Origin of the sequence: Richelia sinica FACHB-800, assembly GCF_014698825.1 — a bacterium.
Classification (GTDB): Bacteria; Cyanobacteriota; Cyanobacteriia; order Cyanobacteriales; family Nostocaceae; genus FACHB-800.
On record NZ_JACJTT010000022.1, the window covers coordinates 73,389 to 88,797 of the forward strand.

10 protein-coding genes and 2 pseudogenes are annotated in these 15,409 nt (G+C 41.3%); 6 read left to right on the forward strand and 6 right to left on the reverse strand.

Annotation, left to right across the window (positions count from 1 at the left end):
- Positions 1-225 precede the first annotated feature (225 nt).
- Together H6G73_RS15615 and H6G73_RS15620 are read left to right on the forward strand one after the other, a co-directional pair.
- Entirely contained in the window at positions 226-1,449 is a 1,224-nt protein-coding gene (locus H6G73_RS15615) for an ATP-grasp domain-containing protein (protein WP_190606052.1), read from the forward strand.
- Between the two features lie 64 nt (positions 1,450-1,513).
- Complete coding sequence (locus tag H6G73_RS15620; protein ID WP_190606054.1) at positions 1,514-2,410, forward strand: succinate--CoA ligase subunit alpha; 897 nt, start codon at positions 1,514-1,516, stop codon at positions 2,408-2,410.
- A 73-nt stretch (positions 2,411-2,483) separates the two neighbouring features.
- Here the strand turns inward: H6G73_RS15620 and H6G73_RS15625 are convergent, their stop codons facing one another.
- The 6 genes from H6G73_RS15625 to H6G73_RS15650 all read right to left on the reverse strand — a co-directional run bounded on the left by H6G73_RS15625 (position 2,484) and on the right by H6G73_RS15650 (position 10,686).
- Positions 2,484-4,322, reverse strand: coding sequence for a tetratricopeptide repeat protein (locus tag H6G73_RS15625; protein WP_190606056.1), 1,839 nt, complete (start codon positions 4,320-4,322; stop codon positions 2,484-2,486).
- A gap of 106 nt (positions 4,323-4,428) precedes the next feature.
- Entirely contained in the window at positions 4,429-5,901 is a 1,473-nt protein-coding gene (locus H6G73_RS15630) for a leucyl aminopeptidase (protein WP_190606058.1), read from the reverse strand.
- A gap of 97 nt (positions 5,902-5,998) precedes the next feature.
- Complete coding sequence (locus H6G73_RS15635; RefSeq protein ID WP_190606060.1) at positions 5,999-7,357, reverse strand: cytochrome P450; 1,359 nt, start codon at positions 7,355-7,357, stop codon at positions 5,999-6,001.
- A 115-nt stretch (positions 7,358-7,472) separates the two neighbouring features.
- Positions 7,473-8,573, reverse strand: a complete 1,101-nt coding sequence (locus H6G73_RS15640; RefSeq protein ID WP_190606062.1) for a saccharopine dehydrogenase family protein — start codon at positions 8,571-8,573, stop codon at positions 7,473-7,475.
- Positions 8,574-8,917: 344 nt separating this feature from the next.
- Positions 8,918-9,412 (reverse strand): GNAT family N-acetyltransferase, encoded by a 495-nt coding sequence (locus H6G73_RS15645; protein ID WP_190606064.1) that lies wholly within the window; start codon positions 9,410-9,412, stop codon positions 8,918-8,920.
- Positions 9,413-9,516: 104 nt separating this feature from the next.
- A complete protein-coding gene (locus H6G73_RS15650; RefSeq protein ID WP_190606067.1) occupies positions 9,517-10,686 on the reverse strand; it encodes an RpoD/SigA family RNA polymerase sigma factor in 1,170 nt (389 codons plus the stop codon).
- Between the two features lie 889 nt (positions 10,687-11,575).
- On the opposite strand from H6G73_RS15650, the gene priA reads away from it, so the two are divergent.
- The 4 genes and pseudogenes from priA (at position 11,576) to H6G73_RS15665 (ending at position 15,394) form a co-directional block, all read left to right on the forward strand.
- The gene (priA, locus tag H6G73_RS15655; protein ID WP_190606076.1) at positions 11,576-14,068 is read left to right on the forward strand and encodes a primosomal protein N'; all 2,493 of its coding nucleotides are present in this window, start codon (positions 11,576-11,578) and stop codon (positions 14,066-14,068) included.
- A 350-nt stretch (positions 14,069-14,418) separates the two neighbouring features.
- Positions 14,419-14,658 (forward strand): annotated as a pseudogene (locus tag H6G73_RS25150) (transposase family protein); the annotation flags it as partial.
- Positions 14,657-14,815, forward strand: a pseudogene (locus H6G73_RS25155) (transposase); the annotation flags it as partial. The pseudogenes H6G73_RS25150 and H6G73_RS25155, both read left to right, overlap by 2 nt.
- A gap of 141 nt (positions 14,816-14,956) precedes the next feature.
- Positions 14,957-15,394: a TdeIII family type II restriction endonuclease gene (locus tag H6G73_RS15665; protein ID WP_190606069.1), complete on the forward strand. Its 438-nt coding sequence runs from the start codon at positions 14,957-14,959 to the stop codon at positions 15,392-15,394.
- The last annotated feature ends 15 nt before the right edge of the window (positions 15,395-15,409 follow it).

The following is a 15,409-nucleotide window of genomic DNA, read 5'->3' on the forward strand; positions in this document are numbered from 1 at the left end:
TGTAACTGTGCTGTACTAAGGTATAGGGATGAAAAGATTTGATACAGGCACAAGGGAATGCTAGTCAGCTTTTTGCCCCTTCTGCTGAATTAGATAAAATTAATTTGTGCAAAATAAACTTTTATAGCGAAGTAGAACCGAGATTTTCCCACTCAGATGCTGTGTAAAGTCTATGACAGCATCATGAGGAGCAGTTTTTGATTTGTCAATACAAGGTGTATTTTGATGGATTTATTGGAGTACCAAGTAAAGGAATGGTTTGGGCAGATGGGTATCCCCGTATTACCATCCCAACGAATTGACCATCCGACAGATTTAAAAAGATTGAAAATTCGCTACCCGATTGTCCTGAAATCCCAAGTACACGCGGTGGAAAGGGCGAAAGTGGGTGGCGTGAGAATTGTGGAAACTACAATTGATGCGATCGCAGCGGCCCAAAATATCTTTAATTTACCAATTTGGGGAGAACTACCGGAAGTATTATTGGCAGAATCTAAGTATGATGCCAAGGAGGAATTTTACTTAGCTGTAGTTTTAGATACTGCCCTTTGCCGTCCCGTGTTGTTGGGGTGCAAAGACCCAGACTTAGATGGGGATTCAGCTGAGGAGAAAATGCAACATGTAGTTGTAGATCAAGAATTTTCTCCCTTTTATGCCCGCAGACTCGCTTTAAAAATGGGTTTACAGGGTGAACTGATCCAGTCGGTCAGTGATGTAGTAGAAAAAATGTACCAGTTATTTATTCAAAAAGATTTGGATTTAGTCGAGATTCATCCCTTAGCCATTAATACTGCTGGTCAAATTATGGCTCTCAATGGTCAAGTGAGGGTCAATGAAAGGGCAATTAACCGGCACCCAGAAATTGCCAAAATGGCCAATAAAATGGTCGGCCGTTCCCATTTTGCCAATGGTAATGGCAGTTTAGACAAATTGGATCACCTAGAACAAGATGGACAGATAGCAATTCTGGGCAATGGTACAGGTTCAGTTTTGACCATGTTGGATTTAGTTACCTATGCAGGTGGTCAAATCAGTACAGCTTTAAACTTACGCCATTCCTTTCTCACGGACACATTACCAACCACATTTGGCGATCGCTTGGCGAAAAGTCTGAAAACCTTAGCTAATGACAAAAATACACAAGTGATTCTATTGAACTTTTTGGGGACAGTACCTCAAGCATCAGAGGCATTAGATATCATTAGTAAATTTCTGGAGTTAGATACTACTACACAGACAAATATTTCTCGCTCTAATGGTAACAGAATTAGGTATGAAGAACATTTTCCTCGGTTAGTGTTACGGTTAGCTGGCTCAGATTTTAATAGTTATAAAAAACATTTGGCAACTCTCAAAACTGCTAAAGATACACTAATTATTGTGGAAAATTTAGATGAAGCGGTAACAGAAGCGGTGCGTTTAGCTAAGTTGCCAGCCTACAGAAAGTAAAAATTGTAATATTTAATTTCACCAGATGTCTAATCTAAAATCCCAAATCTGATGACCAATTTTTATGAATTTAACTTCAAACAGTAAGGTTTTAATTCAAGGCTTTTCGGAATTCATGTCCACCACTCATATTACTCAAATGAAAGCCTATGGCACGAATTTGGTGGCTGGTGTGAGTCCAGGAAGTGGGGGCAAAAAAATCTACAATTTGCCAGTATTTGACTTAGTAGAGGAAGTAGTAAAGGAATTTGGGCCCATTGATACCACAATTATCTGTGTCCATCCTTACCAAGTGTTAGACGCAGCCTTAGAAGCGATCGCATCACAAATTCAACAGATCATCATTATCTCCGCTGGGGTTCCGCCATTGGATATGGTGCAACTACTGAGGAAAACAGAAGCCTGTGAAACTTTGGTAGTAGGCCCCAATAGTCCGGGAATTATTGTCCCTGGACAAATTCTCTTGGGAACTCAACCCAGCGAATTTTATACCCCTGGTTCCGTAGGCATTGTCAGTCGTAGTAGCACCCTCACCTATGAGGTAGCATGGGAACTCACCAAAGCTGGCTTAGGACAATCAATTAGTGTCAGTATTGGTAGTGATGCAATTGTTGGCTCATCCTTCCTCCAATGGTTACAGATACTGGATGAAGACGAAAGCACAGAGGCAATAGTCTTAGTTGGTCAACCAGGAGGAGGCAGCGAAGAAGCCGCAGCCCAATATATCGCCGAAACCATAGATAAACCTGTGATTGCCTATATTGCAGGTAGACACGCACCACCAGCCAAACATTGGCGACAAACAGGAACCTTAGCCACAGTAGTGGGTAGAGAGCAAAATTTTGGCACAGCCCAAAACAAAGTTGCTGCCTTTGCCGCAGCCGGAGTCCCAGTAGCTGATCGCCCTTCCCAAATTCCCGAATTACTCAAACAAGCGATCGCTCAAGGAGTAGGAGTATAGGGCGCATATCTTCTTTTGCCTCCCCCTCTCCCCCTCTTCTCCTCTCTTTCTGTCACCTGTCACCTGTCACCTGTCACCTGCTATACTTCTCTAACAACTGGGGAATATAATCATATCCATCTACGCCAATAATAGAAATTATTTTCGGGCGGTTTTGTTGCAGCAGAATTTGAAATTTATCTTCCCCTAGTTGTCCTTTGAGAATAGTTAATAAACCGGCAGCTTGTCGCCATTCTTGAGAGGCGATTTGCTCTAGTAAATACATGCCTAAACTGCCTGTATACACTGCTTTTTCGTGATTCTGTAAACTGTAGTTAGCTTCAGCTAAATAGGCTAAATTTCTCCCTTGTAAATATAAATCGCCGGAAACTTGAGCAGTTTTAAAGCCATCTTCTAAATATTTAATGGCTGCGGCAGCTTGATTAGTAACTAAATAGGCTATACCTAAACTACTAAAACATAAAGCTTTACTTTGAATATCACCTAATTTTTCTGAAAGTCTCAGCCCTTGTTCGAGATAGTTAATTGCTGATTCATAAACTTCTGGTTCGATGTGTTCCTGCTGCTGTGCTTGCATAACTTCACTGTAGCCATAGTTAACTAAGGCATTGGCTTCTCCGGTGTAATCACCGACTTGTCTACTTAAAATTAATGCCCTTTGACTATAGTTAATGGCCTCAGCATAGTTTTTCTCTTGGACATAGGTACGGCTGAGGTGATTCAGATTGGCGATTTCACAGGGGCGATCGCTTGCTGTTCTGGCAATTTCTAAGGCTTGGAGGTGAAACTTAATAGAACGGGAATATCTGCCTAAAGCCCGTTGGGAATAACCTAAAAGAGTTAAAATTCTCGCTTTTTCTTGTGTTCCCTCCACGGGACGCAGGGGTTCATCTAAATAATCTAGGGCATCCCGTAAATAACTACCGGAAAAGGAAGCGAATAAGCCACCATAGAGGGGAAAGTAGGGACGTTGGGCAAAGGTGCGGAGAATTTGCAGCATAATTTGGGATGCACCATTGCTGTAGGCAGTTACCTGACCATGAAAAGCACTAGCTAATTGACTCCAAATCACCGCGAAGGTCAAAAAGGTGGAAATTGATAACTTGGGCCCAGCTTGGACATCATAAGCTTGTTGGTCAAACCAATTCACTAAGCCCCGTTGGAGAAATTGCACGACTATGGTTAACTCCACCCAGTTACTCAAGGTCATGCTGGGATATGCTTGGGCAAACTCACTGATGGATTTCTCCATAGCTAAGGTACGGAAAAAGCTTTGTACAACTTCGCTTTTCACTACCTTGGCCCAACTAGCCCAAGGCCCCCGTTCTCCGGGTACTCCACCAAAACCCAAGCTTTGCTTTTGTTCGTACATCCAACTGAGGAGATTTTCTTGGATGTTTTGCCAAGCACTAATTCCACGTGTGATACCGTCACCAATTTCTTGAAAATCGGAGTTAGCACTGGCAAATACTTGTAGAGATTTAGCTAACTGTTGGAGTTGGGATAAATTTAAGGGATATTTTTGATTAGGGTCGGTAACTCTGAGAAAAGCAACTAACCGCTCATCAGCTGTAGATGTAGTAATTTGTTGTACTGCTTGAACGATCGCTTCCGTGGCTTTATTTTGTTCTTGCCAGCGTTGCCATTGCGTTTGAACAGTTTTGATAGCCCGTAAACTGCGCGTAGCTTTGGCTTTTTTTAATTCATCCTTTTCTGCGTCTACCTGTGCTTGAATCGTATTCAGGCGATCGCTCAAAGCCAACTCAAATACTTCTCCTGTCCCGGAAGTAATACCCTTGAGTAATAGTTGATATACCTGTTCTACAGAGCTAATTTTACCTTTGAGGGTGGTTTCGACAATTTCATCAATTAAAGCGAGATAGCGATCGCGCAAAGACACTGAGTCTGACACAGTAGCTACTAGAAAACATCACGACAATTGTAATTCTAGACTGAGCCAAAGGGGAGATGGTAATGCTCTCACTCCCCTATCAAGGTGGAGAGTGAGAAGGATTAAACTAACTCAGCACCCAATGGACTAAGGTGCGGACACCAAAGCCGGTAGCCCCAGCACTGTGATAGCCGTTGTCCTTATCTGCCCATACTGGTCCAGCAATATCTAAATGGGCCCAAGGTGTGGATTTGACAAATTGTTTGAGAAATAAGGCTGCGGTGATGGAACCACCATAACGGGGGCCTGTATTTTTCATATCAGCAATGCCAGACTTTAGCCCGTCAAAATATTTTTCTTCCATCGGCAAGCGCCAAATTTTCTCACCGGCATTTTCTGCTGCTTGTTCCAATTGGGAGACTAAAGCATCATCTTGGCTAAATAAACCAGCGATATCATCACCTAAAGCCACAACACAAGCGCCTGTGAGGGTAGCTAAATCGACGATCGCATCTAGTTCCAATTTATCCGTATATACCAAGGCATCAGCCAAGGTTAAACGTCCCTCAGCGTCGGTGTTATTCACTTCGATGGTTTTGCCATTGGAGGCAGTGAGAATATCACCAGGACGCATAGCGCGACCGCTAATCATGTTTTCTGTGACGGCAGAAATAAAGTGAACTTCTACATCTGGCTTGAGTTGACCAATAGCTTTAGCTGCACCCAGAGTAGCCGCAGCACCACCCATGTCCATTTTCATGGTTTCAATACCACTACCTGCGCCTTTGATATTGAGTCCACCTGAATCAAAGGTTAAACCTTTACCAATAATGGCCACTTTGCGCTTGGGTGTGGTTTGGGGTTTGTAGATGAGGTGAATAAATTTCGGAGGTAAATCAGAAGCTTGGGCCACACCTAAGAATGCACCCATCCCCAACTTTTCACAGTCTTCCTTTTCGAGTATTTGTAACTCTAAACCATGTTCACTAGCGATCGCTTGGGCAGTTTCTGCCATAGTAATTGGTGTCACTGCATTCGCTGGGGCTGCTACTAACTGCCGTGCCAAAATCACACCAGAAACAATTTGGTTTGCGCGGGTAATAGCTGCTTCCTGTCCAGCAAATCCCAATAAATCAATGATTTCGATTTCGGGATTCTTATCTTCGACTTCCGATTTAAAGCGAGTATCTTGGTAAAGTGCCAGTTGAATTCCTTCTGCTATTGCTTGGGCAGCAGCAGTCGGGTCATTATTGACGACTGGTAAACTAATACCCAAAGTTTTGGTTTTTTGCTTTTTCGCAGTCCGCGCCACTGTAGCTGCTACACGACGTAAAGTTTCTAACTTTAGCGCCTCTGGTTTACCCAAGCCCACCAAAATTACCTTTTTTACATTTTTGGCAGCCCCAACCCGTGCCACAATGGTGCTATTGGTTTTACCTGTAAATTCTTCTTCCGCAATCAATTCTTTTAACAGCCCGGTGAATTTTTCATCTAAAGCTGCTAAATCACCAGTTAATTCTACTGCGTCTTCAAATAAACCAATTGCTAAGGTATCACCAGTCCAGTCTAGTAAAGGCGTATCCGTAGGTTGAATCGTCATTTTGGTAAGTTTGTCGTAAGAACCTTCTTTTCTTGTACCAGTATTGCTTATCTTCTCTAAAATTTCCCCTTCAGGAAGTAGGGGACAGGTGATGGCCTTACGCTATACTCTTCACGGGTCGTTTACCAGTGGCAATCAGCCATTTAGTATCGGTGGGGCCTAAGGTGACACCACGACGTTGAGGGACAACAGGAACATGATCAACTAAAGTTAAATCTAGTTGAGATAATATCGTGGCCAATACCAACTTCATTTCAAATAATGCAAAGGACATCCCTAAACAGCGACGGTTGCCACCACCAAAGGGTAAATATTCATAAGGTGAATACTGTTTTTCTAAAAAGCGTTCTGGCTTAAATTCCTGGGGTTGGGGATATAAATCTGGGCGACGATGGGTTAAATATATACAGGCTACTAATAATGACCCGGCTGGCAATTCGTAATCCATGACTTTAAAGGATGATTGCACAATCCGCGGTAAAGTAATCATCCCAATGGGATAAATTCGCAGGGTTTCTTGACAAACTGCGCTGAGATAGGGCAACCGAAAAACCTCATTACTATCTGGTTTTTCGCCTAAGGTGTCTAACTCAGATATCAGCTTTTCTTTCACATTTGGTAAGCGATGAATCCAATATAATGCCCAGGCTAAAGCTGAGGCTGTGGTTTCATGACCAGCTACTAACAAAGTCATTAATTCATCGCGTAATTCTATATCCGTCATCGGTTCGCCATTTTCGTCTCGTGCTGACATCATCAGGGATAAAATATCATGGCGAGATGGGTCAGGATGATTTTTACGTTCTTGGATTTCTGCAAACAGTAATTCATAAATTTGTTGTCTTTTATTGAGAAAAATTCCCCAAGGACTCCATTTACCTAAATCAACTTGTAGTCCAGGTAAAAAACTGATAGCTGAACGCCAAGGAGAACTAGATAAATCTAAGATGGCATACAGCAGTGATTCCAGTTTAGAAAATTTTTCCCCTGTATTGATACCAAATACAGCTTTAAGTATGACTTTGAGGGAAATTTCCTGCATCGCTGACCGCACAGCAAATGGTTGATTAAATTGCCATTTGCTAATGACTTCACGGGTAATATCTGTGATAATTTCTCCATAAGCCTTCATGCGATCGCCATAAAAAGGCGGTGTTAATAATCTACGCTGGCTTTGATGGGATGCCCCACTCAGTAACAGTAGAGAATTTTGCCCTACCAATGGTTGTAAAAGTTGGCTGGAACCCCTAGCATCTAGCTGTTGTAATGAAGAAGTAAAAATATCTTGAATGGCTTGGGGGTTACTCACAAATACAATGGGCTGCTTGTTAGTTAACCATAAGGTAAAACAATCACCATTTTCTTTTGCTGATGTTTCCATCAGTTGTAAAGGATTAAAAATCCACTTGATCAATTGTAGAAATTTGGGAATAGATGGGCCGGGTGGGAGTTGCATAAGTAGGATAATGGTAATTTATTGTTTAACTAAGCTAACAAACATCAGCTTTAATGCAAAATATTTTTCTGGGATATTGGCAGAAAATCGGGAATTTAGGATAAAAATGACAATCTTATAAGGTGAGCCAATGGGAATTGATTTTTATTCCTCTAGAGTCCATTACTTGTGTAAATAAATTCGTACTCAGGGCAGCTTCTACGGGAAATACTCCCGGTTTTTGCAGTTTACCCTCTAAGATGAGTTGAGCAATACTACCTGTGCCTAAACCAGTTGCTACAGTTGTATTATTATGTAAAACAGCGGCAGTATAAGCCATTTTTTTATCCTCTTTTATACCTGTGACTTCTGCGCGGACTGCTACACCAATGCCCGTAAATTGATTGGTAAAATCTGTCATGGTATAACTAACGTGAGATAAAAGTTCAATCATAGAATTTTTTTGGATTAACCATTTAGGGAAAATATGAGCGGCCATCCAAGTTAAACGGTTATAAAAATCAGGTAAAGAACCGAATTTTGTGACGACGGTGTTTATTTCTGGAAAAGATTTAGGTAAGGTGATAGTTTCTGGCATGTCAAACCAATACACTGCATTGCGTCCATAGGGAGGAGGAAAATTGAGTTCTTCCCTATCAGTGTAAGGTTGAATAATTTGCCATTCACCATTAATCCAAGCTGCAAACTGATGCTGTAAACCTAAAAATGTGGTTCGCATCACCGTAATTCCTGCACCACCGGAACCAGAAACTAAATAACTTAAATGGATTTTTTCCGCTAAATCGAACTGTTCAACTGCTTGGCGCACTAAACTATTAGAAATACCAGGAAAAATGCCTGTATTAATTATCGCCGTCACTCCAGCATCAGCAGCTTTTTGGCAGAGATTTAAAGCCGCTTGAGTATAGGAACGATGGTCACTGACATCTACATAGTTAATTCCCTTTTCAATGCAGATTTCTAATACTTGAGTATCCCGATAGTGAAATGGCCCTGCACAATGTATAACTATAGTAGAGTTAGCGATCGCTTCCCGTAACTTCTCCTCTTCCTCCAAATCCAATGCCAAAAATCTCACCCTGTCTCCCCCATTGGCATTAGTCACAGGGTCACGTCCAGTAATAGTAATATCCGCCTGTGTATGGGTTACTAGGTCATTAGTAACTGCACTGCCGATTCTTCCCCTTCCACCCAGAATCAATACACGTTCTGTCATGACTTTGTTGAGGCAACATTACCTTTATTTGACCAGTGTTTTGCCTCCTTTGTCATCGGTTGTAAGTCAGACAAAAGGAAGAAGAAGTTCAGGAGTTGCAGGAGTTCAGAAGTTCAGAAGTTCAGGAGTATGCCTCCGGCACGCTACGCGAACAGGAGTATGCCTACGGCACGCTGCGCGAACAGAAGTATGCCTACGGAAAATGGAGAACAGGAGTTGAAAAATGCAAGAATTCAGCAGCAATAGCATGAATTATTCTGTAACTCCTGCAACTTCTGTAACTTCTGTCTTCTTCTTCTGCACCACCCTGCGCGAACAGAAGTTCACATACTCCACTAGTTACATCAATCTCCACTAGCTAAATCAATCAGTGCATTATCTGTCACTCGACAAATCAACCATTCATTAACTATCTTTGCTCCCAAGCTTAGATAAAATGATTGGGCTGGTTCGTTCCAATCTAAAACTGTCCACTCTAAGCGTCCACAATTGCGTTCTACTGCGATTTGAGCAACTTTGGTCAACAGTGCTTTACCGATGCCTTGGCGGCGATAGGCAGGCAGCACAAATATATCTTCTAAGTGAATACCTGGTTTAGTGAGAAAGGTTGAATAAGTGTGAAAAAAAATCCCACAGCCAACGGCTTTCCCTTCTATTTCCGCGATAATAGCTTCTATATATTTTGGTGTACCAAATAAATGCTCTTGTAGCATTTGAGCATTTCCTGTGACTGCATGAGTTAATTTTTCGTACTCTGCTAGTCCCTGTATTAATTCAAATAGTGTTGTACAATCGCTGGGTTTTGCAAAGCGCACCACTAAATTGTTTGGGGAAGTCATTAGTCTTTAGTTCACAGCCTTTTGTATCTAGTTAAGTGTATAAAGTTTCTTCACTTCTGACCACTGAACTTCTGACCACCGACTAATGACCAATGACTAATGACTTAGAGTAACCACCCTTTTAAGCGTTTAGCGATGTGGGGACGGCGTAATTTTCGCATGGCTTTGCTTTGAATTTGCCGGACTCGTTCGCGAGACAGGTTGAACATGTTACCCACTTCTTCTAAAGTGCAGGGTTCACTGGTGGTGAGTCCATAGCGCAGGGAAATTACGTCTTTTTCGCGGGGGGTGAGTACATCTCCTAAAACTTCCCATATCTCCTGACGCATCATGTTTTCATTCATTTTTGCTTCGGGAGATTGGTTATCTTCGTCTTCTAGTAAGTCCATGAGTTCGGTATCTTCTTCTTTACCGACTCGGTGGTTAAGAGAAAGTGCTTGACGACGGAGTTGTTGGAGTTGACGGAGTTGTTGGACGTTGATTTCGAGGACTGCGGCTACTTCTGCTTCTGAGGGGTTGCGAGCGAGTTTTTGCTTTAGTTCCCGTTGAGCTTTTTTCAGCTTGTTAAGTTTTTCAACGATGTGGATGGGTAAACGGATGGTGCGGGCATCATTAGCGATCGCACGGGTGATGGCTTGTCTAATCCACCAATAGGCGTAGGTTGAGAACTTATATCCTTTATCGGGATCAAATTTTTCTGTAGCTCGATTTAATCCCATTGCTCCTTCTTGAATTAAATCTAGAAAAGGAACTCCACGATTTAGATATCGTTTAGCGATGGATACTACTAACCGCAGGTTGGAGCGAATCATTTTGCGTTTGGCGACTCGTCCTTGATACAAGCGACTTTCCAGTTGTTTTTCTGTTAAAGTCAACTGAGCCGCGACTTCGCTTTTCGTTGGTTGCTTTCCTTGTTCTGTTTCTAGACGCGCTTGTATCTCTTGCACTTCTTCTAAAAACCGAACTCTTCTCGCTAACTCTACTTCTTCATCTGGTTTGAGGAGAGGATAACGGGCCATTTCTTTGAAAAATGCACCCACAGCGTCGTCATGTTCGGTTTTATTGTATCCCGATGGACGGGCTGCGGCCATTTCATCTCCATCGCGCTCGTCTGATTCCAAATTGTCTACAATTGAAGAGTCTTCATATCCTACTGGATCTAAACTATCAAGTGATGGTTCTTCACGATCAGCAGCGTTCTCCAGTATTTCCATTGTTCCCAATTCAGCAAGATTCATAGTTTCCTTTAGGGATAGTTGCTTTGTTTGGTACATAATTTAGTGACAGCTGCTTGTTTGAGGCTTGGTAGTTTTCCCTCCGGGATAATTCGCCCTTTTTACTACTAGTACCACTGGGTGAAAGCAAAGATTCAAAATTCAAAAAGCTCTGGGGGAGGGCGGTTGTGAATTTTGCCATAGATAGTTTACTTACACCTTACTGTACTAGCAAAATACAGTCTTTTCATAATTCCTCAACTGGAATGAAAATCCGTATTTGGCTGTCTTTTTTTGTTTACTCTTAGATACAACCTCTAATCAATAATGACCTTGCACCCAAAAAAATTATTTTTAGACTACCAACAGACATATTTATCATTTTTTTCTGTATTACTAAATATGTCAAATACCCTCAAACATTCTCAACCTTAACAAATATAAAAATGGCTGGTAAATAACCCTAATTATTAAATTTTCATGTAGTTTTATAAAATTTTTGTAGAAGACAAAAGTAGAAAATCATGAGTGGCATATTTGCTTTAGGGTTACTTCCCTTGAATTAGGTGAATATTTGATACAAATTACGATGATTGTAGCTAAAAATCGGGATGATTTTGTTTGTATAAAAGCATCTCACATCGAAAAAGTATTGAATATCTATCAATAGGTGGAAAAGCCCTATACCCTATTTAGGAGATAAAGTAACCGATTAACTAAAAATCAAGATGCTTTAATTTATAGAGGATTTATTAAATATTTATTGCACGTAAAGTAGAAGGAGAATTGTCCAGCAGAATACACAAGATAAAACTTATCAAGTATGATAATTCTTTAAAGTATTGCAAAATACCGTTTACCTGTAGTAAATCAACAAGTTAAAGTTAGGTGATGCTGGGCTGATTGGTTGAGTATTTGAGTCAGATATATGTCTAAAAATATAGAAATTATGTATAGTAATGGCGTAAATTTATCTTCTGTAGTCGCTGCGGAACCAACAGGAGGTTATCAGACTGAAACGAGCCAGAACCAATGGATTGAAGTTTTAGTAGATTGTCCTGGATGCTCAGATTTATTTATCTATAGATTACCAGCCCAGTTAGAAATTAAACCAGGGGATATTTTGAGTGTCCCCTTCGGAACACAACAAGTAGGTGCCGTTGCCATTCGTTTATTAGCACAGCCTAATATTGATATCCCCCTAGACAAAATTCGGGAAGTGGAAGATGTGGTCAGTCGGGGCTTCTTTCCTCCCCATTATTGGGAATTACTCAATCGTGTTGCAGCTTATTACTATACACCTCTAATGCAGGTGATTCGCGTTGCTTTACCACCAGGATTATTAGGACGTTCTCAGCGCCGTCTGCGCTTAACTTCCTGGGGAAAAGCCGAAATTCCCCCCATTCTCAACCCCACTGCCCAAAAAATCCTAGAATTGCTGCAAAAACAGGCATCTGGAGATTATAGCTATTACTATATTCAACAAAAAGTCAAAGCTGCTTATCGGGGAACTCGTGAGTTATTACGTTTAGGTTTGGTGGAAAGTTACCTAGAACCACCACGACTCACCCAACCGAAACTGCAAAAAGCTGTTACCTTGCTGGATAACGAAGGAGATTTAACCCCCCGTCAAAAAGAAATTGTAGAGGTTTTGCGACGACGTGGGGGGGAGTTATGGCAAAGTGAATTATTACAGATTTGCAGTACCAGTACCTCTACCCTGAAAGCCTTGGTGGAAAAGGGCTGTATCGTGATCGAAGAAAGAGAAATTTTACGCAGAGAACAAAATCCCCTGGTCGCTGGGGATCAAGCAAAATCATTAACACTAGCCCAGTCCCAAGCCTTAGCAACCATCCAATCTCTACAAGGCTTTACTCAAGTATTGTTGCATGGGGTAACAGGTTCAGGGAAAACAGAAGTATACTTGCAAGCGATCGCTCCTTTACTTCAACAAGGTAAATCAGCTTTAGTCTTAGTCCCAGAAATCGGACTTACTCCCCAACTCACAGACCGATTTAGCGCCAGATTTGGTAAAAAAGTCAGCGTATATCACAGCGCCCTTTCCGATGGTGAACGCTACGACACATGGCGACAAATGCTCACCGGAGAACCCCAAGTCATCATTGGGACTCGTAGCGCCATTTTTGCTCCTCTTCCCAACTTAGGCTTAATTATCCTCGACGAAGAACACGATAGCAGCTTTAAACAAGATACCCCCATACCCACCTACCACGCCCGCAGCGTCGCCCAATGGCGGGCTGAATTAGAAAATTGTCCCTTAATTTTAGGTTCTGCTACCCCTTCTCTAGAAAGTTGGATTTCCTTTTCCACTTCAGAAACCAACCCTATCCCCCCCACCTATTACCTCTCTCTCCCGGAACGCATCAACTCCCGTCCCCTGCCACCTGTGGAAATTATTGATATGCGTCAAGAGTTACAGGCAGGAAATCGGTCTATCTTTAGTAGGCCTTTGCAAACCGCTTTACAAGAACTACAAGACAAAAAACAACAGGGAATTTTATTCATCCATCGTCGGGGACACAGCACCTTTGTTTCCTGTCGTAGTTGCGGTTATGTATTGGAATGTCCCCATTGTGATGTTTCCCTGGCTTATCACCACAGCGAAGAAGGCGCACCCCAACTATTACGCTGTCATTATTGTAATTATGGGCGATCGCATCCCCAAAACTGTCCCGAATGCGGTTCACCTTACTTAAAATTTTTCGGGAGTGGAACCCAACGAGTAGCCCAGGAATTAAACCGCCAATTTCCCAACTTACGCCTAATTCGCTTTGATAGTGACACTACCCGCACCAAAGGCGCACATCGTACCCTACTCACCCAATTTGCTAACGGTGAAGCCGATTTATTAGTGGGGACACAAATGCTCACCAAAGGCTTAGATTTACCCCAAGTTACCTTAGTTGGTGTTGTCGCTGCGGATGGACTATTGCATTTATCAGATTATCGCGCCAGTGAACGCGCATTTCAAACATTAACCCAAGTTGCGGGACGTGCAGGTAGAGGAGAAGACCCAGGCCGGGTAATTATGCAAACTTACACTCCAGAACATCCAGTCATTGAAGCCGTACAAAAACATGATTATCAATCTTTCTCGACTGGGGAATTAGAACAACGCCAAGCCTTAAACTATCCCCCCTATGGTCGGTTGATTTTATTAAGAATAAGTAGCCTTGACCCCATTCAAGTGCAGAACACCGCTCAAATTATCGCCACATCTTTGAATAGATTTGCAGACTTGGAAATTTTAGGCCCAGCCCCCGCTAGTATTTTACGGGTAGCTAATCGCTATCGCTGGCAAATATTAATCAAATTTCCTGCTGATGCCTTACCTAATTTACCAAATTGGGAAGAAATTAGAGAACTTTGTCCTGCATCGGTGAGCTTAACTATTGATGTAGATCCCATCAATATTATGTAATAGAATTGAAGTAGTTGGTATTTAGGGTGGTTTTACAATCTTTTCGGGATAAGGGTTTCAGCTTATTTAAGCCCTAACAACAACTTCACTAGATCCAAAGCTAATTATCATTTTTATCATCTGCCATAAAGAAGATGATTCTATCAATTATTAGGATTAAACGTAAAGAACTTTGGTTCTTTCGGATATCTTATGGAGGAAGTAAAAAGTAATGAAAATTAATGGAAGAAATTTATCGAGATTGAAGCCTAAACGAGAATAGATACAATACTTTACAGCTTTGAAAGTATGTTTAATTAACGAAATTGAGATAATTATATATTCAAGAACAGGCATTGGCGGCGATAGTTATGAAATTTCCCGTAGAGCAAATCCTCAATCTACCAGAGATAAAAGTGTTAGATTGTCAAGAAGTAGAAGGAGCGGGAATAATCATCACAATCGAAAAAGCCGTCAACCATTGTACCTGTCCAAATTGTGGCAATATTACAGAGAGTATACACCAAGACCATTGGCGAATGATTCATGATTTACCGTGGAGCGAAAAACCAGTTCTGTTAAAAATCAATCGTCGTCAATTTAAATGCCATAGTGGGTTATTTTGATGGTAGAACTACCAGTGGGACTGTGGAAGGCATTAATAATAAACTTAAGCTGATTAAACGACTTGGATATGGTTTTCGTAACTTCAACAATTTTCGTTTACGCAGTTTATTAAACTGGCACTTTAGTATTAATTCTCCATAAAACAGGCGCAAGAACCTTTTTGGTTCTTGCGTAGATTTTATGGTAATTGAAGATTGATTACCACAAAACCCTTACGGGGCAAGGCTTATAAACTATTATGCGTAATATTTTTAATGAAATGCCTACACAATAAGGTTTTCAATGATTTGGAACTGGGTTCTCCATAAAAAGTACCGAAGAACCACATTTTTTAAATTGGTATTATATATTTTAGCCAAAGATGGAACAGAATTATTTTTTGAAATTAAAGCTCCAAAGCCTAATAAAGGGCAATGTTTAGAAGTGACACAGCGGTTATTGAGATTTCATTTACTTCGCGGTCAAAATCGACCTCAAGTTAAAGCTTATTATGCTATGCCTTATAATCCTTATGGAGCAACAAAATTCGATTATAAATGGTCATACACCATAAACTATACACCTTTTAATGATGCTGTAGTGATTGGTCATGATTTTTGGGAAATAATAGGTGGAAAAACTGCTTATACTTATATCTTGCACCTAACGGGATACCCTGAGAAAAAGCAAACAAATGCAACCACAAAAGGAAGGATAAGACAGAGGAATAAGATGAAATAAAAAGAACAAACAAAT